This is a genomic window from uncultured Algibacter sp. (assembly GCF_947487575.1).
Classification (GTDB): Bacteria; Bacteroidota; Bacteroidia; order Flavobacteriales; family Flavobacteriaceae; genus Algibacter_B.
The window spans coordinates 1-25992 of sequence record NZ_CANKXG010000005.1 but is presented as its reverse complement, the minus strand read 5'-3'; the positions used below and the strand labels follow the sequence as shown (position 1 = coordinate 25992).

At 32.8% G+C, this 25992-nt stretch carries 26 protein-coding genes; 14 read left to right on the top strand and 12 right to left on the bottom strand.

From position 1 onward, the window contains the following. Positions 1 to 68 precede the first annotated feature (68 nt). The 3 genes from Q0870_RS06320 to Q0870_RS06310 form a co-directional block, all read right to left on the bottom strand. Positions 69 to 1676 carry a hypothetical protein gene (locus tag Q0870_RS06320; protein WP_298553476.1) on the bottom strand — a complete coding sequence of 536 codons (1608 nt, stop codon included), beginning with the start codon at positions 1674 to 1676 and terminating at the stop codon, positions 69 to 71. Positions 1677 to 1766: 90 nt separating this feature from the next. Further along, complete coding sequence (locus tag Q0870_RS06315; protein ID WP_298553475.1) at positions 1767 to 2408, bottom strand: acyloxyacyl hydrolase; 642 nt, start codon at positions 2406 to 2408, stop codon at positions 1767 to 1769. A gap of 6 nt (positions 2409 to 2414) precedes the next feature. Further along, positions 2415 to 3029 (bottom strand): DEAD/DEAH box helicase, encoded by a 615-nt coding sequence (locus Q0870_RS06310; RefSeq protein ID WP_298553474.1) that lies wholly within the window; start codon positions 3027 to 3029, stop codon positions 2415 to 2417. 210 nt (positions 3030 to 3239) lie between these two features. Between Q0870_RS06310 and Q0870_RS06305 the strand changes: the two genes are divergently transcribed. Then, on the top strand, positions 3240 to 4445 hold the full coding sequence (locus Q0870_RS06305; protein WP_298553473.1) for a multidrug effflux MFS transporter: 1206 nt from the start codon (positions 3240 to 3242) through the stop codon (positions 4443 to 4445). A 7-nt stretch (positions 4446 to 4452) separates the two neighbouring features. Here the strand turns inward: Q0870_RS06305 and Q0870_RS06300 are convergent, their stop codons facing one another. Beyond that, a complete protein-coding gene (locus Q0870_RS06300; RefSeq protein WP_298553472.1) occupies positions 4453 to 4971 on the bottom strand; it encodes a DinB family protein in 519 nt (172 codons plus the stop codon). 11 nt (positions 4972 to 4982) lie between these two features. After that, positions 4983 to 6755 (bottom strand): ABC transporter ATP-binding protein, encoded by a 1773-nt coding sequence (locus Q0870_RS06295; protein WP_298553471.1) that lies wholly within the window; start codon positions 6753 to 6755, stop codon positions 4983 to 4985. A gap of 137 nt (positions 6756 to 6892) precedes the next feature. Between Q0870_RS06295 and Q0870_RS06290 the strand changes: the two genes are divergently transcribed. Then, positions 6893 to 7507, top strand: coding sequence for a fumarylacetoacetate hydrolase family protein (locus Q0870_RS06290; RefSeq protein WP_298553470.1), 615 nt, complete (start codon positions 6893 to 6895; stop codon positions 7505 to 7507). Here Q0870_RS06290 and Q0870_RS06285 read toward each other — a convergent pair. The 5 genes from Q0870_RS06285 to Q0870_RS06265 all read right to left on the bottom strand — a co-directional run bounded on the left by Q0870_RS06285 (position 7504) and on the right by Q0870_RS06265 (position 13777). Next, positions 7504 to 8115 (bottom strand): DUF2306 domain-containing protein, encoded by a 612-nt coding sequence (locus tag Q0870_RS06285; RefSeq protein ID WP_298553469.1) that lies wholly within the window; start codon positions 8113 to 8115, stop codon positions 7504 to 7506. The two genes, Q0870_RS06290 and Q0870_RS06285, sit on opposite strands and share 4 nt — an antisense overlap. 11 nt (positions 8116 to 8126) lie before the next feature. Next, positions 8127 to 10034: an acetate--CoA ligase gene (acs, locus tag Q0870_RS06280; RefSeq protein ID WP_298553467.1), complete on the bottom strand. Its 1908-nt coding sequence runs from the start codon at positions 10032 to 10034 to the stop codon at positions 8127 to 8129. Between the two features lie 121 nt (positions 10035 to 10155). Beyond that, positions 10156 to 11856 carry a sodium:solute symporter family protein gene (locus Q0870_RS06275; protein WP_298553970.1) on the bottom strand — a complete coding sequence of 567 codons (1701 nt, stop codon included), beginning with the start codon at positions 11854 to 11856 and terminating at the stop codon, positions 10156 to 10158. 16 nt (positions 11857 to 11872) lie between these two features. Further along, positions 11873 to 12130: a DUF4212 domain-containing protein gene (locus tag Q0870_RS06270; RefSeq protein WP_298553465.1), complete on the bottom strand. Its 258-nt coding sequence runs from the start codon at positions 12128 to 12130 to the stop codon at positions 11873 to 11875. A gap of 282 nt (positions 12131 to 12412) precedes the next feature. Then, a complete protein-coding gene (locus Q0870_RS06265) occupies positions 12413 to 13777 on the bottom strand; it encodes an alanine/glycine:cation symporter family protein (protein ID WP_298553464.1) in 1365 nt (454 codons plus the stop codon). Positions 13778 to 13862: 85 nt separating this feature from the next. On the opposite strand from Q0870_RS06265, the gene Q0870_RS06260 reads away from it, so the two are divergent. From Q0870_RS06260 to Q0870_RS06245, 4 genes are all read left to right on the top strand, one after another. Beyond that, the gene (locus Q0870_RS06260) at positions 13863 to 14972 is read left to right on the top strand and encodes a heparan-alpha-glucosaminide N-acetyltransferase domain-containing protein (RefSeq protein ID WP_298553463.1); all 1110 of its coding nucleotides are present in this window, start codon (positions 13863 to 13865) and stop codon (positions 14970 to 14972) included. Then, positions 14959 to 15330: a TfoX/Sxy family protein gene (locus Q0870_RS06255; protein WP_298553462.1), complete on the top strand. Its 372-nt coding sequence runs from the start codon at positions 14959 to 14961 to the stop codon at positions 15328 to 15330. Before Q0870_RS06260 ends, Q0870_RS06255 begins: the two co-directional genes overlap by 14 nt. A gap of 99 nt (positions 15331 to 15429) precedes the next feature. After that, positions 15430 to 16215, top strand: a complete 786-nt coding sequence (locus tag Q0870_RS06250) for a carbonic anhydrase family protein (protein WP_298553461.1) — start codon at positions 15430 to 15432, stop codon at positions 16213 to 16215. Positions 16216 to 16232: 17 nt separating this feature from the next. Next, positions 16233 to 16880, top strand: a complete 648-nt coding sequence (locus Q0870_RS06245; RefSeq protein WP_298553460.1) for an HAD family hydrolase — start codon at positions 16233 to 16235, stop codon at positions 16878 to 16880. Positions 16881 to 16885: 5 nt separating this feature from the next. Here the strand turns inward: Q0870_RS06245 and Q0870_RS06240 are convergent, their stop codons facing one another. Then, positions 16886 to 17833, bottom strand: coding sequence for a phosphoribosylaminoimidazolesuccinocarboxamide synthase (locus Q0870_RS06240; protein WP_298553459.1), 948 nt, complete (start codon positions 17831 to 17833; stop codon positions 16886 to 16888). Positions 17834 to 18036: 203 nt separating this feature from the next. Then, positions 18037 to 18990, bottom strand: coding sequence for a PhoH family protein (locus Q0870_RS06235; RefSeq protein ID WP_298553458.1), 954 nt, complete (start codon positions 18988 to 18990; stop codon positions 18037 to 18039). Positions 18991 to 19219: 229 nt separating this feature from the next. Here Q0870_RS06235 and Q0870_RS06230 point away from each other — a divergent pair, with 229 nt between their 5' ends. From Q0870_RS06230 to Q0870_RS06195, 8 genes are all read left to right on the top strand, one after another. After that, positions 19220 to 20110 (top strand): SAM-dependent chlorinase/fluorinase, encoded by an 891-nt coding sequence (locus tag Q0870_RS06230; RefSeq protein WP_298553457.1) that lies wholly within the window; start codon positions 19220 to 19222, stop codon positions 20108 to 20110. Between the two features lie 15 nt (positions 20111 to 20125). After that, positions 20126 to 20422, top strand: a complete 297-nt coding sequence (locus tag Q0870_RS06225; RefSeq protein WP_298553456.1) for an antibiotic biosynthesis monooxygenase — start codon at positions 20126 to 20128, stop codon at positions 20420 to 20422. Between the two features lie 82 nt (positions 20423 to 20504). Continuing rightward, positions 20505 to 21221, top strand: a complete 717-nt coding sequence (gene gldF, locus Q0870_RS06220; protein WP_298553455.1) for a gliding motility-associated ABC transporter permease subunit GldF — start codon at positions 20505 to 20507, stop codon at positions 21219 to 21221. Then, the gene (locus Q0870_RS06215) at positions 21222 to 21707 is read left to right on the top strand and encodes a hypothetical protein (protein ID WP_298553454.1); all 486 of its coding nucleotides are present in this window, start codon (positions 21222 to 21224) and stop codon (positions 21705 to 21707) included. Next, a complete protein-coding gene (gldG, locus tag Q0870_RS06210) occupies positions 21700 to 23367 on the top strand; it encodes a gliding motility-associated ABC transporter substrate-binding protein GldG (protein ID WP_298553453.1) in 1668 nt (555 codons plus the stop codon). The genes Q0870_RS06215 and gldG overlap by 8 nt, the downstream gene beginning before the upstream one ends. Before the next feature lie 85 nt (positions 23368 to 23452). Continuing rightward, positions 23453 to 24571 carry a DNA polymerase III subunit beta gene (gene dnaN / locus Q0870_RS06205; protein ID WP_298553452.1) on the top strand — a complete coding sequence of 373 codons (1119 nt, stop codon included), beginning with the start codon at positions 23453 to 23455 and terminating at the stop codon, positions 24569 to 24571. Positions 24572 to 24793: 222 nt separating this feature from the next. Beyond that, positions 24794 to 25252, top strand: coding sequence for a hypothetical protein (locus Q0870_RS06200; RefSeq protein WP_298553451.1), 459 nt, complete (start codon positions 24794 to 24796; stop codon positions 25250 to 25252). A gap of 195 nt (positions 25253 to 25447) precedes the next feature. Beyond that, complete coding sequence (locus Q0870_RS06195; RefSeq protein ID WP_298553450.1) at positions 25448 to 25729, top strand: DUF2188 domain-containing protein; 282 nt, start codon at positions 25448 to 25450, stop codon at positions 25727 to 25729. Positions 25730 to 25992 lie beyond the last annotated feature (263 nt).

Sequence of the window (25992 nt, the reverse complement as noted above, 5' to 3'; positions counted from 1 at the left end):
TGAAATGAAATGCAAAGTATTAAAACAATTAGTATTTTTATATATGTTCTAATAATCAGAAATTTATATTAAACTATAGTTCTACTTAAGGCACTAGAAAATGATGCCTGCAAAAAATCAAGAAGTTGAATATCCTTATTTACAAGATTTATTTTTTTTGATATTCTATACCTTTTACTCTCTACAGACCTAACTGTAGCATTTAAAAATACGGCTATTTCTTTATTTGTAAATCCCATAAATAAATAATAGCAAATAATGATTTCTGACTTATTTAGCTGTGGGTATTTTTCCTCAATTTGTGTAAAAAAATCAATATTAAGTTCATTTACTAAATCTAAATGATTTTCACTTTTATAAAGTAATGTTGATGAATTAATATGTAGATTTTTATACAAATTTTTAATTTTAACCTTTTGTATATCCACACATTCTGTTCTAGATATTTCCTTTACCTCTTTCTTTAAATCTTTAATATACCCTTCTAAACCATAGACTTTTGTTGCAAGCTGTTCATTATTAGTTTTTAAATAAAAAAAACTAGTATCTTTTTCACGACTATGAGTAACTAATTTAACTTTTTGCTTTTTATAGCTAAACAAAAATAACAAGCTAAGCATTAATAAAATAATAACGATAAAACCAATAAAAAAATTATAAAAAGTCTTCTTTTTATTTTGTGTAATCAACTCATTTTCAGCTTTAATTAACAATTCGTTAACTCCAAAACTAGCTTCAATAGTATTGCTATGTAGTTTATTTTGCAGTAATACTAAAGAATCAATATAAATTTCTGTTTTTTCTATATTGCCTTCGTATTTATAGACATCAGCAAATAATCTATAGTAATCCCTTAAAGCATCTTCGGACATGTAACTAACTAACTTTGAAGATTTTTTTAAATGAAAACGAGTAGAATCTACTTGTTGTTGTTTTAAAAACACATCTGCATAACAAGTTCGAATAGCTCCCTCAAAAGAAAAATAATTAAATTTAGTTACAGTCGAGTTTGTTTTTAATTTTTTAAAATCTCCAAAATATTTATTTGCGTTTTTTAAATCATCTAGGTAAATATAATTTGAAGTAAGCATATACAGTGCAAACATGTAATAATAAGCATCATCTTTTATGCCTTTATAGTTTTCTAATTCACTTAACAAAAAATCGTTACATGCATTATAATCACCGTCGAGAAATTTAGCATAGGCTTCAACTTGTTTTACCTCAATAAGCCCATATTCATTATCACACTTTTTATAATACTCCTTAGCCTTTTTTAAATATTTACTTGCCGCATCATAATTGCCAATAAAATATAAATTGGAATAAAGGCCTATACTAGCCTCACCTGCAATACAAAAATCATCTTCCTTTTCAGCATATCTAATTGCTAAAATAGCGCATTGATGATATTTAGTATATTCTTTAAAATCATCATGCACAAGCGCTTTTAGTGCATAATACTCTGCAACTCTACCTGATATATAGTTTTCAATTGGTTTTGGAATAGCTTGAAGAAAAGATAATGCTTTTTCCGAACTGATATCTATATGTATATCTGCAGAATCTACAAACTTATAATAATCATTATCTGTTTGACTGTAAACAAACAAACCAAAAAAAGAAAAACATAGGTATAAACTTAATGCTTTTAGAGAGAAATTAAATTTCGGCATTGGTTTTACTCTAATAAATTAATTAATAGCTTGGTAAAAGTAGATAAATATTTGTAAATGTTTAAAATTATTACAAATTAAAAATTTAAGCTAAAGTTTATACAGAACAGAAAACTCAGTATTTGTAGTATTATGACCTCCATTAGGCTGTTTTAATTCTAGATTAGAAGTATGCCTAACAGAATAACGAAAACCCAATTGCACCTTATTAATTTCATAAGATAGTCCCAAACCAAAAATATCTGAAAACGCAAAGCCTTTGGCTAGTCGCTCTGTTCCTTTATCTGCTGTCATTACCCCCAAACTTCCAATAGCATATGCACTAATATTATTGTAAATTTTATATCTAGCTATTAAACCACAGTTTAATACGTATTCTTTAATCGTTCTTTTTTGAGTATATAAATCCCGTAACTCTAAATAATTATCTGCATCCTCTTCCTTTACATACCATTTGTTTAGTAATTGATGCTCAACAACGTTATAACTAGTCTCTAAATTAATTTCAAAAGCCCACTTTCGTTTTTCTTTAAATCTATAGTTTATTAGAATTTTATAAAAATTAACCTCGTGTGTATAATCTTTTGCATTAAATGGATATTTATTTTGAGAACCCACTCCGTATGCAAAACCCAATCTGAAATTTTCCTTTTTTAATTGGGCATGTCCAACAATTGAACTAATCATGAAAAATGAAGTAATAAAAAATGAAATTATAATTTTTTGCTTCATTAAAACTTATTTTGATTTAACAATTAGGGCATTGGACATAAATGATTCTTGCCAGCGCTTAAATCGATCATCAAACTTTGTTGAAAACACCAAATACTGACACCTTCCAATACTTTCTGGTGTTCTAGCTATTTCAGATAAATTATTGTTTGCAAACAATAATTCAGCATCTTCAACAATAAATAGTTGCAACTTGTTCAAATTTATCCCATTAAGATAATAGAGTTTATTTAAGCGTTTAGGAGTTGCTATAACAATATCTACACCATCATAAATTTCATTTCGCTGATTATCAATGTTTTTTTCATCATAGGCACAATAAATCCGTAAATCTGTTCTTCTTACATATGCGTAAAACTCTAATTCTAAATCTAAGGCAGCTTGTTTATCCTTTACAAATATTAAAGCTCTAGGTGCATCTTCAAAAGCCTTTCCCTTTAACTTTTGAATAACACTAAGCACTATACTTGTTGTTTTACCAGACCCTTTGGGAGCTACACAAAACATACTCACACCTCCTTTAATCCTCGATAAAATTAATTTTTGAAAATTTAATGGCTCATTAAAACCTCTATTCTTAAGTACTTCTTTTAAAGGTAAAATGAGTTTTTTAAACGGCATATTTCGAAATCTCTTATTAAAGAAAACAAATATAGCATTAAATAGTCCTACCAAAAACTGTTTAAAAGAAATTAGAATTCCATTTTCTTTAATTAGAAGATATAATCAATTTTTAATCAAAACTATTCAATCATATTTACCAATATTAATATAGCGTTATAAGATTTGTATTGGTAAAAAAAGAATTAAAATTCTCCTACTTTTGGCGTTATGAAAAACCCCCAAGAATTTAAATTAGAATTTGTTGCTTTAATGGCATCTTTAATGTCTATTGTTGCATTATCTATTGATGCTTTGTTACCTGCATTGCCAGAAATAAGTTCAACACTTGGTGTTACAAATCCTGTTAATAACCAATTACTTATAACCATGATTTTTCTTGGTTTAGGGTTTGGTCAACTATTATTCGGTCCATTATCTGATAGCTTTGGGAGAAAACCCATGGTTTACATAGGCTTTATTGTTTTTATAATAGCCAGTATAATTTGTGTTACGACTAAAAGTTTTGAGATTATGATAATTGGCAGAATACTGCAAGGTGTTGGTTTATCATCACCAAGAAGTATTGCTTTGTCTATGATACGCGATTCTTACAGTGGAAATTACATGGCAAAAATAATTTCGATAGTTGTTATGTTCTTTATATTAGTACCAGTAATTGCACCAACTTTAGGACAACTCATTTTAAGTTTTTTTGATTGGAAATCTATTTTCTATTTCAACTTAATTTTTGGTGTTTCAATTATGATTTGGTTCTGGAAAAGGCAACCAGAAACCTTACTTGTTAAAAACCGAATTAAATTTTCATCACATTTGTTTATAGATGGAACTAAAGAGTTTTTTAAGCATAAACAAGCCATAGCATTCACCTTTGTTTCTGGTTTTATTACGGGCTCTTTTATGGTGTATTTAAGCACTTCGCAACAAATATTTCAAGTACAATATAATCTTGCAGAGCTATTTCCATATATATTTGCAAGTTTAGCAATTTCTGTAGGTGTGGCTACTTATTTAAATAGCAGGTTAGTTATTAAATATGGAATGCACAAAATAGCTTTCACAGCATGTATTGCATATGTAATTGTCTCCGTTTTTTATATCTTGTTGTTTTGGGGCGGTAACAATCCAAGTATTTTTGTGTTACTTAGTTTTTTTGCATTGCAGTTTTTTGCTGTTGGTTTTCTATTTGGAAATTTACGTGCTTTAGCGATGGAACCTCTAGGGCATATTGCAGGAATAGGCGCCGCGATTAATGGCTTTATATCTACAGTTATGGCAGTACCTATTGCGAATTATATTGGCGAATTTGTTAATACGTCGGTGCTACCACTTTTTATTGGTTTCTCTATTTTTGGAATATTATCGCTTTTAGTTTTTATTTTAATGAGGAAAAAAACTATTGTTGCTAGCGCATAATCAATCTTTAAAGGTATTTGTTTTTTATAACGTCTATATGATGAATTTCATGACCTAAAATTATAAAAGCTGCTGCCCTTGCCGATACATTACTTCCACTGGCGTTTCCTATAAATTTTAAATCCTCGGGGTTTAAGCTTTTAAGGAATACGATTGAACTTTGACGAACAGCTTCATATTCCTCCACAAGCATATCCATGGTCTTAAAATTTGATTTTGAAGGCACTATGTAATCATCTTGTTCAAAGCCAGACAAAGGTGTTTTATCATGCCTTGCAATTCTAAAGCATCTGTACATAAAAACACGTTCAGTATCAATAATGTGCTGAAACACTTCTTTTATAGTCCATTTACCAGGCGCGTATTTAAACTCTAATTTGTTTTCTGGAATCGCTTTAAAAAAACTTGTAACTTGATTTTGTGCTTCTTTATAACTTTCAACTAAAGATGCTGTATTCGAAACTTTGCTAATATATGTTTGGTAATAGTTATTATATTCTGATGCCTTTAAATCTGATACTTTCATAATTATGATTATTAAATTTTTGCTTGATAAGTGTATAAATCGTAATACCTTCCTTTTAAAGCAATTAACTCATCGTGTGTGCCGCGTTCAACAATTTTACCGGTTTCAATCACTAATATTTGGTCTGCTTTTCTAATGGTACTCAACCTATGCGCAATAACAATAGTGGTTCTATCTTTCACTAATTCATTTAAACTTTTTTGAATTAAGGCTTCACTTTCGGTATCTAAATTTGAAGTGGCTTCATCTAAAATTATAATTTTAGGATTCGCTAAAATAGCACGCGCAATTGCTAATCGTTGTCGTTGGCCTCCAGAAAGTTTTACACCACGTTCTCCAATTAGCGTTTCTAAACCATCATCAAATCTATCTGTAAATTCATCAACATAAGCTGCTTTAACGGCATTTTGCAACTCATCTTCAGTAGCATTAGGTCTTGGAAATAGAATATTTTCTCTAATAGTTCCTTCAAATAAAAACTCGTCTTGTAACACCACACCCAAATACTGCCGATAACTATTCAATTTTACTTTTGATAAATCCTGATTATCTATAGTTACTTTACCAGATTTCGGATTTAAAAATGTTGCCGATAAACCAGCAATAGTAGATTTACCTGAACCAGAACTCCCAACTAAAGCTGTAACTGAACCCGCTGGCGCATTAAAACTTATATTATGAAGTACATCTTTACCTTCTTCGTAAGCAAAAGAGACATTATTAAAACTTATATCACCCTTGAAGCTCTTTAGATGTATGGTTCTTTTTTCATCATCCTCTTCAGCTGCGCTATTCATGAGTTCTTCTGTTCTATCTAAACCAGCTAAAGCTTCTGTAAGTTGACTACCTATGTTACTCATTTGCACAATAGGCGCTATCATAAAACCAAGCACTAAAGTGAAGAATAGAAAATCTCCCGTCGTCATTTGTTCTTGAATCATATAGTAACCACCAATACCCATAATACCTGTAGTGGCAACACCTATTAAAAAGGTTGATGAGCTCGTCATTAATGCTGTTGCTGTTAAACTCTTTTTTACATTTTGAAATAGCTTATCTACCCCTTTTTCAAAAATCTTATTTTCTTGTTCTTCCGCATTAAAAGCTTTTATAACGCGAACACCTGCTAAAGTTTCGGTTAATCTGCCTTTTACTTCTGCATTTATCTTGCCTCGTTTTCTAAAAATAGGACGAATATATTTAAAAGCTCTTAAAGCTATATAACCAAATATTGATAGTGGAATAAAAACGAAAAGTGTCATCCATGGGTTTAGTTTTATTAAGATAATTAATGACACCACTGCTGTAAATGAGCCTCCTACCAACTGCACTAATCCTGTTCCTATTAAGTTTCGAACACCTTCAACATCACTCATTATTCTTGATACTAAGGCACCAGATTTTGTATTATCGAAAAAACTAATGGGCAACGACAATACTTTTTTCTGAACTTGGGCTCTTAATTCACTAATTAAATATTGTGCTTGTACACTTAAAATTCGTGTTAATGCAAATGATGTTATAGCTTGTATTGTAATTGCCGTTATAACAATAGTAATTAGTGTGTAAATTTGAGATATATCTTTGCTTGGCACAACCTCATCCAACAATACTTTACTTTGCCAAGGCAATACCAATCCTGCTAAACTGCGAATAACTATTAATATTAAACCAATAAACACCAAATTTCTGCGTGGCCAAATTATGGTTTTAAAGGCTTGCGCCATAGTTACTTTTGGTTTGGTTTTTTCTTTATTATTTTGTGTTTCCTTTAGGTGTTTCATGAGTCATTTTTCAAATATGAAAGGTAAGTGTTTCTTTAAAACTTTTTTGTTAAACTTTCCAACAATTATCATTTAAAACAAGTTGTAAAATTCTATGTATTGCTTACTTTTGACATATAATTAAACAAATTAAAAGGATGAAAATTATTGGTATTGGTAAGAATTACGTGAATAACAAAAGTGAGATTGCAGCACTTAAAACGGGAAGTCAACTTATATTTATAAAGGCTGAAAGTACTTTGGTAACTGATAATAAGGATATTGTTTTTCCGAAGATTACAAATCAACTGATATATGAGGTTGAATTAGTTGCAAAAATTGGTAAAACAGGTAAAGATATTTCTGAAACCGAAGCAGCATCCTACATTAGCGAAATTGGTGTAGGTATAGATTACACTGCAAAAGATGTTTTGGGTGCTAGCAGAGAAAACAAAGGACCTTGGGCACTGGCAAAAGGTTTTGATGGTGCGTCACCAGTTAATGGGTTTAAACCAGTTTCCAATTTTACTAACATTAATGATATTAACTTTAGTTTAAAGATTAACGATAAAGAAGTCCAAAACGGAAATACCAGTAATATGATTTACAACTTCGCTGAAATTATTACTTATGTTTCTCAATATATGACTTTACAACCTGGTGATTTAATCTTTACAGGAACGCCTGCAACTGGAGCCGGAGAAAACATAAAAGGCGACCATTTACAAGCTTTTGTTGAAGGCGAATTACTTTTAGACTTTAAACTTATTTAAGAAGCATTTAAACCTAATTTTCTTGTAATAAAAATAGCAACAATAATATTTGGAACCCAGCACAACCAAGCAACAATTCTGTAAGCCGATATAAAATCTTGAAGAGCTATAGTTAAAAGAGGTAACCAAATACGTAACGTTACCGCTGCAAAACAAGCGGCATAACTTAAAATCATGAATTTTTGATGCTTGTTAACATCAGCTTTTCTAATTGATGTGTAAGCTAATATTGTAGTAATTGTCCAAATTAAACCTAAACACAAAAAACCTATTACAGAAATTAAACCTCCTGTTGCAAAAATTGCAATGTAAATACTTGCTAATCCACTAATTAAAACTGAGACAACATATATTTTACCTATATTCCTGTGTAGTTTTATACTTTTTAATCTAAGTTTTTTACTAAACTGCATCCAACCAATTAATAAGGCTAAGCCACCAAATAGAATGTGTGAGTAAAATCCAATGTTCCAAAAGATATCATTTAATAACACATCGCTCTTAGAATTTAGTAATCCAAAAGTTCGGTCAATTAAAAAGTAAATTAATGGATATACGCCTATACAAATACATAGGATTGCAAAAAGTACAAAAATAACTTTCTTCATGTTTTTAGTAGTTAAAGGACATTATCCATAATATCATTTACTACCTCTGGGTTTAAAAGTGTACTGGTATCGCCTAAATTTGAAGTATCCTTATGAGCTATCTTTCGTAAGATACGACGCATAATTTTCCCAGAACGTGTTTTTGGTAATCCTGAAGTAAATTGAATTTTATCGAGTTTTGCTATTGGCCCAATATGTTCGGTAATAATTTGATTAATTTCTTTACGTAAATTATCGTGGTTTCTACTTTCACCGGTATCCTTTAGAATGACATAACCATAAAGCGCATTTCCTTTTACATCATGAGGGAATCCTACAATAGCAGATTCTGCTACAGCAGGATGCTCGTTTACAGCATCTTCAATTGGAGCGGTTCCTAAATTATGACCAGAAACAATAATAACATCATCTACTCTACCTGTAATTCTGTAATAACCAACCTCATCGCGTAAAGCACCATCTCCTGTAAAATACATGTTTTCAAAGGCTGAAAAATACGTGTCCTTATAGCGCTGATGGTTACCCCAAATGGTTCTTGCCATACTTGGCCACGGGAATTTTACACACAATCTACCCTCTACTTGATTGCCTTTTAACTCTTTATCATTTTCATCCATTAATGCTGGTTGAATGCCTATAAATGGTAACGTAGCGTATGTTGGTTTTGTTGGAGTTACAAACGGAATGGGCGTAATCATAATACCACCCGTTTCGGTTTGCCACCACGTATCTACAATGGGGCTTTTCTTTTTTCCAACGTTATCATTGTACCAATGCCACGCTTCTTCGTTAATCGGTTCGCCGACTGACCCTAATACTTTTAAGGATGATAAATCGTGCTTTTCAACAAGTTCTAAACCTTCTTTTGCTAAAGCTCTAATAGCCGTCGGTGCGGTGTAAAATTGATTGACTTTGTGTTTTTCTACAATCTCCCAAAACCTTCCAAAATCTGGATAACTCGGTACACCTTCAAACATTACTGTAGTTGCTCCGTTTGCTAACGGGCCGTAAACAATATAACTATGTCCTGTTATCCAACCAATATCTGCAGTACACCAATACACATCGTCTTCTTTATACTGAAATACGTTTTTAAACGTATATGCCGTATATACCATATAACCAGCCGTAGTATGCACCATACCTTTTGGCATACCTGTAGATCCTGAAGTATATAAAATAAAAAGCGGGTCTTCTGCATTCATAACCTCTACCTTACAATCCGTTGAAGCTTCCTCAAGTAAAGGTTTTAACCATTTATCTCGTCCTTCCTTCATGTATATATCTGAGTGAATGCGTTTAGCTACTAAAACCGTTTTTACACAAGAACAGTCTTCCAAAGCTTCATCCACTATACCTTTTAAATCTATGGTTTTAGCACCTCGATAAGAACCATCGCTAGTGATAACCATTTTACAATCCGAATCATTAATTCTTGTAGATAATGCTGTTGCAGAAAATCCTGCAAATACCACAGAATGAATAGCTCCTATCCTAGCACAAGCCAAAACTGATATTGCTAATTCTGGAATCATGGGTAAATAAATACAAACTCTATCTCCTTTTTTGATGCCTTGGTCTTTTAAAACATTAGCGAACCTATTAACTCTTTCGTGTAATTGGTTATAAGTAATATGTTCTGCTGCTTCTTTTGGGTCGTTTGGTTCAAAAAGAATAGCTGTTTTATTTCCTCTAGTAGATAAATGTCTATCAATACAGTTTTCAGTAATATTGAGTTGCGCACCTTCAAACCATTTAACTTCGGGTTTTGAGAAATCCCAACTCAATACATTATCCCACTTTCGTTGCCACATAAAATGTTCTTCGGCTATTTCTTCCCAAAAATGTTCTGGCTCTCTTACCGATTTTCTGTAAACTTGATAATATTCTTCTAAATGTTTTATGTGGTAGTTACTCATTATAAATGTTTCTTCTTAAATAAACTTATGCGGTTTGTAAAGTAATAAAATTATATAATCTTGTTGATATTTTTTCAACATACAGCATAAATCTGTCGACGAAAAATATCTTTTTGATTAATTAATGTTTTATAGCTTTACCTACTCCAATTGGAATTCTAATATTTTCAACAATGTCTTGAACGTCTTTTGGAGGTGCTGGTGTAAATTTCATAATAACTATTGAGACTATAAAATTAAGAAGCATAGCAATACTACCGAAACCTTCTGGCGAAATTCCAAACCACCACTCACTTTTATCAGGAAGCGTTTCATCAAACCATCCTAACTTGTATTTTATCATGTACAAAAGCATAGCTGTAATACCAGCCACCATACCAGCAATGGCACCTTCTTTATTCATCCGTTTATAAAAAATACCCAAAATGATGGCTGGAAAAAAGGATGCGGCGGCTAGTCCAAACGCCAATGCCACAACTGCTGCAACAAAACCTGGTGGGTTAATACCAAAGTAGCCTGCAACACAAACAGCTCCAACTGCCGATAAACGTGCTGCAATTAATTCGCCTTTTTCAGAGATTTTTGGATTGATAATTTTCTTGATTAAATCATGAGATACTGATGCTGAAATCACTAACAGTAACCCTGCTGCGGTGGATAATGCTGCAGCTAATCCACCAGCTGCAACTAAGGCTATAACCCAATCGGGTAAGTTTGCAATTTCTGGATTTGCGAGTACCATAATATCTCTGTCCACAATTAATTCGTTTTGCTCTTTGTTAGCTACGTATTTAATTAATCCGTCGTTATTTTTATCGGTAAAGCTTATTAAACCTGTGGTTTCCCATTTTGTAAACCAATCTGGAACGCCAGCATACGGTTTATTGGAAACCGTTTCTATCATGTTTGTTCTGGCAAATACGGCTACGGCTGGTGCGGTTGAATATAAAAGTACAATTAGCAATAAGGCAATACCTGCCGATTTACGAGCATCTTTAACACGCTTTACAGTAAAAAACCGAACAATAACATGTGGTAAACCTGCTGTACCAACCATAAGCGCTAGTGTTATTGCAAAAACATCTATCAGAGATTTTGACCCTTCAGTATATTCAGAAAAACCTAATTGAGTGCTTAAACCATCAAGTTTATCTAATAAATAAGTTCCAGAACCATCGGTTAATTCACCACCAAAACCTAGTTGCGGAATCGGATTTCCTGTCATTTGAATAGATATAAAAATAGCTGGCACCATAAAGGCGAAAATTAGCACACAATACTGTGCTACTTGAGTATATGTAATGCCTTTCATACCACCTAAAACAGCATAAAACAACACGATAAGCATGCCTATAATTACGCCTGTATTAATATCAACTTCTAAGAAACGAGAAAACACAATACCTACACCTCGCATTTGTCCTGCCACATAAGTAAATGAAACCAATAATGCACAAAATACAGCTACAATTCTGGCCGTTTTCGAGTAATATCTATCGCCTATAAAATCGGGCACTGTAAACTTCCCAAACTTCCTTAAATAAGGAGCTAAAAGTAAGGCTAAAAGCACATATCCACCTGTCCAACCCATTAAATATACAGCACCATCGTACCCTGCAAAAGAGATGATACCAGCCATAGAAATAAACGATGCGGCACTCATCCAATCGGCAGCCGTTGCCATTCCGTTTGCTAATGGTGATACACCGCCACCAGCAACATAAAACTCTTTGGTAGAGCCTGCTCTAGACCATATCGCAATACCTATATACAAGGTAAATGTTATCCCTACTAAAATGTACGTCCAGTTTTGCACACCCATGCCTTCCGCCAATAAACTATGCATCATATCCGTATTTTTTATCGAGTTTATTCATTAAACGAACATATACAAAGATTAGAATTGCAAACACATACATAGAACCTTGTTGTGCAAACCAAAAACCTAGTTTAAAACCTCCAATTTTTATAGAATTCAAGGCATCTTTAAATAAAATCCCCGCTCCAAAAGACACAATAAACCATATTATTAAAAGCCATGTTAGGTATTTAATATTCTCTTTCCAATAGGCTTTTGCATTTTTTTTATCTATCATCTTTTCTTGGTTTAGTAATATTATTTTTTAAAAATAAATTAATTTGATACAATTTATATGCATCATATTATCCAAAATATGGATAATAGCTTTTAATATTTTTAGTTATTCTTAATTCTATCATTACATAATCTGTGCTAATTATTTTTTGGGCGTTACCCTAAAAAGGGTCAGGCTATCCGTTACAAGTCCTCGCACTTCCTTCGTCAGGCTGTGGGCTATCCACTACTATCCTTAACGCAATCTACCTCCAATCCTTCAAGGAGGGAATTCATAAATCTATTAAGTAATATTTAATCTTTCTAAGTATGCCTTAATTTCTTTAACCACTTTTGGCGCAAGAATTATGGTTGCTAGCATAGTAGGAATAGCCATAAATGCAAAAACACCGTCAATTAAATTTAATATCACACTAAAAGGTGTTGTTGCTGCAAGTATAATGCTCAAGATATAAATATAATTATAATAATGCTTTTTATCAGCACCAATTAAAAAAGACAAACATTTAGACCCATAATAAGCATAGGAAAACAACGACGAAATACTAAAAATAGCTACACAAACCATCAGCATATATTTACCATAAACAGGCATAACATGATTAAAAGCTGAGGCTGTTAAACTCACACCATTATCTGATGTGGTTTCCCAAACTCCAGTAACTAAAATGGCTAATGCTGTTAGTGTACAAACTATTAAAGTGTCTATTGCTGGTCCTAACATAGCGACTAAGCCTTCACGAACGGGTTCATTAGTTTTTGCTGCACCATGAGCCATAGGCGCAGTACCAATTCCTGCTTCGTTTGAAAATGCTCCACGGCGAATTCCCAACAAAATTAAAGCACCTAAAACACCACCCATAAACGCATCCCCTTCATAATAATCAGCTGAAAACGCATCAGTGAAAATCATCATAAAATACTTCGGTACTACTTCATAATTAGAAATTAGAATATATAGTACTAAAACGAAATATAATAATACCATGGAAGGCACCATTTTAGAGGCTGTATTACTTATGCGCTTTAAACCACCAAGAATAATGACTGAGGTTAAAGCTACTAAAACACATGCTATAATTAAATTCGATTTTAAACCAACCTCAACACCGTTTGGGATTAAAATAATATCGTTTATGGCCTGTGTTAATTGATTCACATTTACTACAGGAAGCGCTCCAACCATCCCAAAAAGACTAAACATAATAGCTAAAGGCTTCCAAGATTTTCCTAAACCTTGCATGATAAAATACATGGGGCCACCTTGCAACTCGCCAGCGCTATCCTTTCCTCTAAACATAATTGCCAGAGTTGAAGTAAAAAACTTAGTAGACATGCCAACAATGGCACTTATCCACATCCAAAACATAGCACCTGGTCCTCCTACCGAAATAGCTACTGCTACACCTGCAATATTACCCATACCAATTGTAGAAGACAGAGCTGTGGTTAACGCTTTAAAGTGTGAGATTTGTCCAGGGTCATTGGGGTCATCATATTTACCTCTAAGTACATCAATCGCATGACCTAAGTATCGAAATGGTAAAAACCTAGACAAAACCAATAAATACAGCCCGCCACCTATTAACAAAATTACCAAGGGTAAGCCCCAAGCATAATTTGAAAAATCTTTAATGAGTTGCTCCATAAAAAGGTTTTATATTTTATAAATATATCACTTTACAAATATTTCAATTAATTATAAAGTATATTTAGGCATACTAAACTAACTTATGGTGCAATCTAATCGCCTATATTTTATTGACGCTGTTAGAGCATTTGCTATTTTAATGATGCTTCAAGGTCATTTTATAGACACATTATTGTCTCCTGCTTATAGAGATAATTCTAACACCTTATACAATATCTGGTCTTATTTTAGAGGTATTACAGCACCAACTTTTTTTACTATATCTGGATTAGTTTTCACTTACTTACTACTGCGTGCTTATGCCAAAGGCAATGATAAGGCAAGAATTAAAAAAGGGCTTTTTAGAGGGTTGCTTCTTCTAGGAATCGGCTATAGTTTACGAATTAACTTAGTAAGTTGGTTATCAGGATATTTTAACCCATACTTTTTTGTAATAGATGTGTTGCAATGCATCGGTTTATCATTAATTTTCTTAGTTATATTACACGTCTTATTTAAGAAATACAGTTACTTTTTTTCACTAGTGCTTTTTTCCATAGGATGTATTTGTTTTGTTACAGAACCACTTTACAGAAATCTAACTTTAGAAACTATACCAACATTTATAGCCAATTACATTACTATTTCTAATGGATCTGTATTTACTATTTTACCTTGGTTTGGATATTCAGCTTTTGGAGCCTTTATTTCTACTGTCTTTTTCAGACATCTACATCGAGGACGATTCAAAATTTCAACAATCATAACCTTTTTTATTGTTGGCTTATTTCTTATTTATTTTTCTTCTTTATTCCTTACCAAACTTAGCTATCTTACAAATATTGAATTATTTAAACTGAGTGCCGATTATAATTTTCTATTCACTCGTTTAGGAAATGTTCTTATCTTATTTGGAGTATTTTATGCTTTCGAAAACTTTTTAAAACAATCTATTATTGCACGAATTGGTGAAAAAACGCTTTCCATTTATGTTATACATTTTATTTTACTCTACGGAAGTTTTACAGGTTACGGATTAAAACGCTTTCTAAATCAATCCTTAGAGCCATCTACTGCCATATTTGGAGCTATACTTTTTATGGGTGTGGTTTGTTTCATATCATTTCATTATGCTAAAACTAATGCTTTCGTTTATAATATAATACGAAAAACTACAGATAAACTAAAACATTTATACCATGGCTTACGATGAATATTTAGCTGATAGAATCCGTAAACAACTCCAAGAAAAATATGTTGGTTTTACAGAGCTAAAAATGATGGGTGGTTTATGCTTTAAAGTAGACAATAAAATGCTTTGTGGTGTACATATCGATAAAAAATTTGGAGACAGTTTACTAATGGCTCGAATAGGCGAAGACTCTTATTTAAAAGTAATTGAGAAACCCGAATGTTTACCCATGGATTTTACAGGTCGCCCAATGAAAGGGTATATTTTTGTTACTCCAGATGGTTTTGATACTGAAAGTGATTTATCGTATTGGATAGATTTATGCTTAGCTTTTAATCCTTTAGCTAAAGCTAGTAAATCTCGAAAACGAAATAGTTAATAAATCTTCTTATTTATCTTCAAAACATGACAAAAGTAAGCTTTTGAATATGTTGTAATATTAATTTTGTAACAGTAACTTTTACCAAATTATCATATTATGAATACGAAACTTAGTTTGCTTTTTTCAACTATCATATTAGTTGTGGCGTCATGTAAACAGAAACCAAAAATGGCCCATAAAACCGAAGTTAAAAATGAACATCACTGGAGTTATTCTGGTGAAACATCACCAGAACACTGGGTTGAAGTCGAAAAGAATTCCGATTGTGATGGAAAACATCAATCTCCTATAAATATTATTAATAAAGATGCAGATTCTATAAAAACAAAAGGAAATTTAAAAATTCAATATTCACCAACAACACTTTTAAGCGAAGTTGAAAATAATGGACACTCTATTCAGTTTGATTTTGAAGCTGGCGATTCCATAAATTACAAAAACGAAACCTATTATTTAAAACAAATCCATTTTCACGAACCATCAGAACATAAAATAAATGGTGTTATTTACCCTATAGAAATGCACTTAGTACACCTTAGCAAATCAGGAAACATAACCGTTCTAGGCCTTATGGGAGAAGAAGGAGAAGAAAGCCAACTCTTTGAATTTTTCGAAAGCTTTTTACCATTAGAAAATGGCGTAGTAAAAGACATTCATCAAAAAATAGATTTATCTAGCTTATTTTTAGAAGACAAACATTATTACTCCTACGGTGGTTCATTAACCACACCTCCTTGTACCGAGGGTGTAAATTGGATTGTATTTAAGGAGCCTATTGTTTTATCGGTTGAAGAAGTTTTAAAGCTCAGAAATAATATGCCTATTAATAATTATAGAAATGAACAACCTTTAAATAACAGAGTGGTAACTTTGAATTATTAATGTTGATTTAAATATACATGACTTATAAAGCAATTATTTTTGATTTAGATGGCACATTAGTAAACTCAATAGCAGATATTGCTGATGCCATGAATGTAGTTCTTGCGGAACGCAATTACCCAATCTATGATTACAAAACTTATAAAACATTTGTTGGAAGTGGAGTTAAGAGTTTGGTCATAAAAGCGCTTCCAGATATGGCTCATAAACAGAGTGAAATAGATGAATGTTTGTTAAACATGATGCAGGTTTACAGTAAAAACTGCACAAATAAAACCATGCCATATGATGGAATTCTGGAACTTCTAGATACCCTTAATAAAAAGGAAATAAAACTTAGTGTGCTTTCCAATAAAGTGGATAGTTTAACAAAAAAAGTATCAAAAGCTTTATTGCCTGAATATTTAAGCCCTGTTTTAGGTTTAAAAGAAGAAGCTCTAAAAAAACCAAACCCAAAGGTTGCTTTACATATATGCAAAGAATTAAACGTGAATCCCGAGGAAACCATTTTTGTTGGTGATACCAATGCCGATATCCAAACTGCTATAAACGCCAACATGAAAGCCATTGGTGTTAGCTGGGGGTTTAGGCATAAAAAAGAACTATTGGAAAGTGGAGCAGAATTTATATTGGAGAAGCCTTTAGATTTGTTAAAGCTTCTGTAAAAACCTTACTTCAAATACTCCAAAACATTTTTCTCAATTCGCTCTTGAATATTGGATACATCTGCCTTAATAAACGTTTCACCAGTAATGTTTTCGTAAAGTTCTATGTAGCGTTCTGAAACCGTTTCTATATATTCATCACTCATGTATGGTACAGTTTGTCCTTCTAAACCTTGAAAATCATTTGCTATTAGCCACTGGCGCACAAACTCTTTAGAGAGTTGCTTTTGAGTTTCTCCTTTGTCTTGACGTTCTTGATACCCATCAGCATAAAAATAACGTGAAGAATCTGGTGTGTGAATTTCATCAATTAAAACAATCTTACCATCTTTAGTTTTACCGAATTCATATTTGGTATCTACTAAAATAAGTCCGCGTGACGCTGCTATTTCTGAACCGCGTTGAAATAACTTGCGCGTGTAGTCTTCAAGAATGATGTAATCTTCTTCTGAAACAATACCCTTTGCTAAAATATCTTCACGAGAAATATCCTCATCATGGTCACCCATTTCAGCTTTTGTTGCTGGGGTAATAATTGGCTGTGGAAACGCATCGTTTTCTTTCATTCCTTCTAGCATAGACACGCCACAAAGTGTACGCTTGCCTGCTTTATACTCCCGAGCTGCATGACCTGACATATACCCACGAATTACCATTTCTACTTTAAACGGCTCACAAAGATGCCCTACAGCAACATTTGGATCGGGTGTTGCGGTTAGCCAATTCGGCACTAAATCTTCAGTTGCAGCCATCATTTTAGTGGCTATTTGGTTTAGTATTTGCCCTTTGTATGGAATTCCTTTTGGCATCACAACATCAAACGCTGATAGTCTATCGGTGGCTACCATGACTAATTCTTCATCTTTTATATTATATACGGCTCTTACTTTTCCTTTATATAGACTTTTTTGTCCTGGAAAATTGAAATTGGTATCGATTATGGTGTTACTCATTTTTAATTCTGTTTATTCGTTTATGAGTTGATTTGTTTAAGAGACACTTCGACAAGCTCAGTGTGATATTTTAGTTATAATTTTTATTTTTTAGTACTATGCCCTAGCCCCGATTGAGGCTTTGTTGAAGCTCTTTTTGTGTTGTTGCACCTATGCAACACAAAAAAGCGACTGCCGAAAGCGGGAATTAGCTTCTAAAAAAATTAATCTGTATTTTCTATATTTTTATATGCAGCAATTACTTTCTTAACGAGTTTATGACGAATAACATCTTTATCGTCTAAAAATATCATACCTACGCCTTCTACATTTTTTAAAATTAACAAGGCTTCTTTTAAACCAGAAATAGTACGACGCGGTAAATCTATCTGCCCAGGATCGCCAGTTAATAAAAACTTAGCATGCTTACCCATACGTGTTAAAAACATTTTCATTTGTGCATGTGTAGTATTCTGGCCTTCGTCTAAAATTACAAATGCATTATCCAAAGTTCGCCCACGCATAAAGGCCAATGGTGCTATTTGAATGGTGCCTTTTTCGATGTAACTGGCTAGTTTTTCTGGCGCAATCATATCGCGTAATGCATCATAAAGTGGTTGCATGTAAGGGTCTAATTTTTCTTTTAAGTCGCCTGGTAAAAACCCAAGGTTCTCTCCTGCTTCCACTGCAGGACGGGTCAAAATAATACGCTTTACTTCTTTATTTTTAAGTGCTTGAACTGCCAATGCAACACCTGTATAGGTTTTTCCTGTTCCTGCTGGTCCAATGGCAAAAACCATATCGTTTTTACGCATAAGCTCAACCATTTTACGTTGGTTTGCGGTTTGCGCTTTTATCAATTTTCCACCAACACCATGTACTATAGTTTCCCCACTTGCTTTAGAGGTAGTATAATCATCACTACTTTGGCTTGTTAAAACACGTTCAATTACATTTTCGTCTAACTTATTATACTTTGCAAAATGTTTCAATAGCATGGTAATACGTCTATCAAATTCCTCTAGCAATTCTTCATCACCATAGGCTTTAATTTTGTTTCCGCGTGCTACAATTTTTAATTTTGGGAAGTACTTTTTAAGAAGTACAATGTTGGCATTTTGAGCTCCAAAAAATTCTTTTGGAGTTATTTCTTCGAGTTCGATAATAATTTCGTTCAAAAGCGTGTTATTAATTTTAAATATTACAAGTATAATGTAGATATGATTTCTTAGTTTTATTCAGTGATTTTTATTTTACTAAATAAGACTTCATGAACCTCCGTTTTTTTTATTTAAAACGTAAAAACGAAAACGAAAATTTACGTAGGTTTGTAAGACCATATCTCTCAATTCAAAAATACATAAATTTGGTTGAGATAACATTAAAAACATATCAACAATTTTGCCCATGGCAATTATAACATTAACAACCGATTTTGGTGAAAAAGATTACTTTGCTGGCGCGACAAAAGGCGCTATCTATAGTGAGCTACCCGATGTTAAAATTGTTGATATCTCCCATTCTGTTTCGCCATTTAATATTCCTGAGGCAGCCTACATAATCCAAAATGCCTATAATAGTTTTCCAAAAGGAACGATTCATATTATTGGTATTGATTCTGAAATTAATCCGGAAAACAAGCATATTGCCATTAAACTAGACGATCATTACTTTATTTGTGCCAATAATGGCATTATGAGTATGATTTGTTCTGAAATTGCTCCTGAAAAAATTGTTGAAATTAATATACATGATAAAATTCAGAGTAGTTTTCCTGTTTTAGATGTTTTTGTTCAAGTAGCCTGCCATATTGCCCGCGGTGGCACTTTAGAAGTTATTGGGAAACCCATTTCTGAAATAAGACCAATTAAAAACATTGTTCCATATGTTAATGACGATAAAACACAAATTGTTGGGAGCGTTATTTATATTGATAATTATGGAAATGTAGTCACTAATATTAAACGCAGCTTTTTTGAAACCATACAGAAGGGGCGCAATTTCGAGATTTCGGCGAGGCATTATACATTCAAGAAAATTTATAATAAATATAGTGATTTTGTTAACTTTGAAATTCCAGAAAACAAACGAAATGATGAAGGCAGAAAGCTTGTTGTATTTAATTCTGGTAATTTTTTAGAAATAGCGGTTTATAAAAGTAATAGTGCCACCGTTGGAAGCGCATCTACACTTTTAGGCTTAAGACTTATGGATGCTGTTAGTATTAACTTTATTCCTAATCCGGTAGTACCAAAAGGGATTGATGTTCCTACAAATATAAAAGCAGCGGATTTTTAATTTTCAAAAAAATGTATGCTTATAAGAATTGTTAAAATGGGGTTTCACCAACAGAATATTGAAGTATTTCTTCAAAATTTTGAAAAAAATAAAACCAAAATTAGAGCTTTTGAAGGCTGTACATTTTTAGAATTATATAGAGATAAAAATGATACTAGCATATTTTTTACTTACAGTTATTGGAAATCTGATGAGGCTTTAGAAAATTATAGAGAATCTGAACTTTTTAAAAGCGTTTGGAGTAAAGTAAAACCACTTTTTAGTATAAGGCCTGAGGCTTGGAGTGTTGATAAGTTGGAAAGGCTTGAATAGTTAATAGTTAAAAATTTTGAAAATCAAAAACAAATAAATCAGTTACAAAGAACCAATAACCAGTAACCAGTAATCAAAATAAATGCTAGCAATTTTAAAAAAAGAAATAAACTCATTTTTTGCATCACCAATTGGGTATCTGGTTATTGCTATATTTTTAGTTTTAAACGGGTTATTCCTTTGGCTATTTAAAGGCGAGTTTAATATTTTAGATTATGGGTTTGCAGATTTATCATCGTTCTTTTTATTAGCACCTTGGATTTTAATTTTCTTAATCCCTGCGGTGACGATGCGTAGTTTTTCAGATGAGAAAAAACAAGGCACTTTAGAGTTATTATTAACAAAACCCATCTCCCATTTCAATATTGTTTTAGGAAAATATTTTGGTGCACTTATTTTAATATTGATTGCGCTTGTACCAACGTTGCTATACGTATACACTATTTATCAATTAGGAAACCCTGTTGGTAATCTAGATATGGGGAGCACTTGGGGCTCTTATTTTGGCTTACTCTTTTTAGTTGCTGCTTATACGGCTATAGGCATATTCGCTTCAACATTATCAGATAATCAGATTGTAGCGTTTATAGCGGCGGTTTTTATTTGCTTTGTATTTTATATTGGTTTTGAAGGTGTTGCGGAGTTTACCTCAAGTAATTTTATAGAACAATTAGGCATGAGCACACATTATAAAAGTATGAGTCGTGGTGTTTTAGACACCCGAGATATCATCTATTTTTTAAGTGTTACGGCATTCTTTTTAATGCTAACCAAACTAAATATTAACAAAGCAAAATAAATGATTGTAACGCCTTTATTTATTGTTTTTTTAGTAGTTATATTTATAGTCGTTTGGCTATTTATAAACACCATTGATAAGCGCAAATGGCTTACATTTATAGTAAGTTTAGTATTAACACCAATCGTGTATTTTTATTTGTTTTACCCGATGCTGAATATATTTAGCAGCTACCATCACAAAAAATATTTTGATGCTGAAGCTTGGGAAGAAAAACCGCAATTGCGTTACGAAATGGCAAATCAAATTTTAACTGATAGCCTATTGATTGGAAAAAATAAAGATGAAGTTGAAACCCAATTAGGAAAACCAGAATGGTTTGGATGGGACGAGAATTTAAAAGCCAATTCAGAACAAAAATGGAATTACAATTTAGGCTTTAAACCTGGTGCATTTAATAACATGCAAGAATGTATAGAGCTACAGTTTATAAATAATACGGTGACATCAGTAAGACCTTATCAATTAGAAAAGACCTTTGAATAAGTATTTAAAACATATAGTAATCCTTATAGTTGCTTTAATTGCTATAAATTTTATTAGCAGTAAAGTTTACAAGCGTTTCGATTTAACTTCAGATAGTCGTTATACATTAAGCGCATCAGCAATTGATATTATTGAAGACGTTGATTCGCCTATAGTAGTTGATATTTTTTTAGAAGGAGAAGATTTCCCTTCGGAATTCAGACGCCTTCAAAATGAAACTAAACAATTACTAGAAGAGTTTGCAGCAGTAAATAACAATATTGTTTTCAATTTTATAAATCCGTTGGAAGATGATGCGACTCGCGAACGCAACATCCAACAACTCACACAACGCGGATTAACACCTATGCAACTCAGCGTTCAAGAAAACGGAAAATCGTCACAAGCGGTTATTTTCCCTTGGGCCTTGGCAAGTTATAATGCACAAACCGTTACCATTCCGCTAGTAAAAAATAAAATTGGCGCCTCACAACAAGAATTGGTTAGCAATTCGGTGCAGCATTTAGAATACGCCTTTGCAGATGGATTTAGCAAACTCACCAATCCTAAACGTGCTAAAATTGCCATTTTAAAAGGCAATAAGCAGTTAGAAGACAAATATTTAGTAGACTTCGCAAAAACGCTTAAAGACTACTATTACATAGCGCCTTTTACCTTGGATAGTGTCGATACAAATCCACAACAAACACTTAAAGCCATTCAAGATTTCGATTTAATCATTTCTGCAAAACCTACCGAAGCCTTTACAGAAGCAGAAAAACTAGTCTTAGACCAATTTACCATGAACGGAGGAAAAAGCCTGTGGCTTATTGATGCGGTAGCAATGGAAAAAGATAGTTTATACAATACTTCAGGAAAAAATTATGCAGTAAGTAGAGATTTAAATTTAACCGATTTCTTTTTTAAATATGGGGTTCGTATCAATCCGTATATGGTAAGCACGCTGTACTCTGCGCCTATTACTTTGGCCATGGGAGAAGGCAGCCAGTCGCAATTTCAGCATTTAAAATGGCCGTATTCGCCATTAGCTGGTTCAAGTAGTAAGCATCCTATTGTTAATAATTTGAATTTGGTACGTTTTGATTTTGCCAACCAAATAGACACCTTAAAAAACAGCCTTAAAAAAACCATTCTTTTAGAAACAGCGCCACTAACCAAATTAGAAGGCACACCACGCGAAGTAAGTTTAGAGTTGGTTACCAAAGAGCAAAACCCACAAGCGTTTAATAAAGGCAACCAAACACTAGCAGTACTTTTAGAAGGCGAATTTACTTCGGTTTACGAAAATCGAGTAAAACCATTCGATGTATCAAAAAGCGTCAATAAAAGTGTGCCCACAAAAATGATTGTGATTGCCGATGGCGATGTCATAAAAAACGACTTTGCTAGAAACAAACCTAAAGAACTTGGTTTTGACCGTTGGACCGGACAAACCTATGGCAACAAAGATTTTTTACTGAATGCCGTTAATTATTTATTGGATGATAACGGACTTATAAACATTCGATCTAAAGAAATTGCCGTAGCCTTCTTAAATCAGCAAAAAATAGGGTCAGAAAAAACCAAATGGCAACTAATAAACATCTTACTACCACTCGCTTTACTTGGTATTTTTGGTTTTGTTTTCAACTACTTTAGAAAGAAAAGATACGCTTCTTAAATGTTAATAAGTTTGTTTCCAAATACCGACGGTTTGGAATATATTTGTAAGTAGTGATTTTGGAAAACTAAACTCAGTTATTTACATGAAATTTATCGTATCAAGTACTTATTTATTAAAACAATTACAGGTTTTAGGTGGTGTTATTAATAGCTCGAACACCTTACCTATTTTAGATAATTTTTTATTTGAATTAGATTACGCAAAACTTACCGTTTCGGCCAGTGATTTAGAAACCACTATGGCATCAACTTTAGACGTTGAAAGCGATAGCCAAGGAAGCGTAGCTATTCCTGCGCGATTGTTATTAGATACTTTAAAAACCTTTCCTGAGCAACCTTTAACCTTTGTTGTTGAAGATAACAACACCGTTGAAATTAGTTCTAACCACGGTAAATATGCGTTAGCTTATGCTGATGGTGCAGAATTCCCAAAGGCTGTTGCGCTTGAAGACCCAAGTAAAACCGTTGTAACTGGCGATGTTTTAGCAACTGCTATTAGCAAAACTATTTTTGCTGCAGGGAATGACGATTTACGCCCTGTAATGAGTGGTGTGTTTTTTCAGTTTTCTACAGAAGGTTTAACCTTTGTAGCTACAGATGCACACAAATTGGTTAAATATACCCGTGCCGATGTTACCGCAAATCAGGTTGCAGAATTTATCATGCCTAAAAAACCTTTAAATCTTTTAAAAGGTATTTTGGCTGCAAGTGAGGATGATGTAACGATTGAATATAACGATAGTAATGCTAAATTTACTTTTGAAAACTCTGAGTTGATTTGTCGATTGATAGACGGAAAATACCCGAACTACGAAGCCGTAATCCCAAAAGAGAATCCTAATAAATTAGTAATAGACAGAAATCAATTTTTAAACTCTGTGCGTCGTGTTAGTATTTTCTCTAATAAAACCACACACCAAATACGCTTAAAAATTGCTGGTGCCGAATTAAACATTTCTGCTGAAGATATTGATTACAGCAACAAAGCTGAAGAGCGTTTAACCTGTGATTACCAAGGTGATGATATGCAAATAGGGTTTAACTCGCGCTTTTTAACAGAAATGTTGAATAACCTTAATGCAGATAATGTACAGTTAGAAATGAGTATGCCAAACAGAGCAGGTATTTTAACACCTGTTGATGGTTTGGATGACGGAGAGCAAGTAACGATGCTTGTAATGCCTGTGATGTTGAATAATTAAATTTCTGCATCCCGTAGCTATCGGGAGAAACCTCATAATACAAAGCAATAATCTTATTTTAGGTTATTGCTTTTTTTGTTAATAGACATACGCTTGACTTTATCAGAAAAATTAGCTAACTTCGTTTAACAATCGATAAAGTTCATTTGAACGGAACTTTATCTTTGCATTAGGTGCAATTTGACCAAACAATTACGGAAACAAAAATAACCTGAATAATAAATGGCTGGAATTGCAATTGTAATCATTCTAGTACTTGGATGGATAATTTATGAACAATCAAGTGCCAAAAAAAATCGAACTGAACGTGAGCAAAAGTTTGAGAATATTGAATCGGAACGAAAAGAAAAATATAAGGAAAACCCCATATTTTTAAAAAATGTTCTGAAAATGAATTCTACGTTCGAATTACTAACTTCGACTGAAATAGAAAATCTTGAAATAGATTACACTTCTGGAGAAGACTATCAATCTCATCAACTTAAAAAAAGTATATTTTTAAATTATTATGGAACACCTTTTTCTCTCAGTTTACTTGCAAGTCAAATTGAGTGTAAATGCTTTATTACTACGAAATCAAATAATAATATTTTCATAGATTTGGAATTAAACGCAAATGAACAGAATGACAAAACGGTCAACTTCATACTAAAAGAACTGGAAAGATTATCAGGGAATTGAAAATAAATAAAAAACTGCACCTAACAATGTATAAAAATAATTGCGGTTTAGTGCTTAATCAAAGGTAGTTGCGGGTTTGCTACGTCTGAATTTCCTGCGGAAATTCCTCGCTCGCAAACCCGCAACTATTCTTATACGAGACCGTTAAACGAACTTCTCCAAAAAGCATCATTTTCAGTTTTTAATTAATGTCCTATGACAAAAAGCAATAGAACATCTTGGATTCAAGTTTTAAAAGACTTCATAGACGCTTATTTTAAAAGTGCCAATAAAAAATCTAGAACCTGGCACCAACATGTTGTGCCTTACGAAGATGGTTGGGCTGTGCGTAGAGAGGGCAATAAACGTATTAGCTCTAAACACCGAAAGCAAAGTACCGCTATAAATAAAGCCAAAACTATTGCTAAACGTCGGAAAGCCAATGTGATTATCCATCGCGCCAGTGGAGGGATACGTGAGCGTATTAATTATGACTAATGCTTAAATGGAAACGTGCTTTCTGCGTTAAGGATTGCAGTGGCGTCCTTTTTAAAAGCGGGAAACTATAAATTTTTGAAGCAACTAGAATTTGACAGATAGTTACGTCCTCTCGGACTCACTATGACGTTTTAAAAAGATATAACGGAAAGTCTGACCCCCTTTTTGGGGTAACGCCCAAAATATTTTGTCTAGTCCTAAATAGTCGATACAGATTATTAAAGGATTAAATTTATTAATTAAAACTGAACAATCATATGATT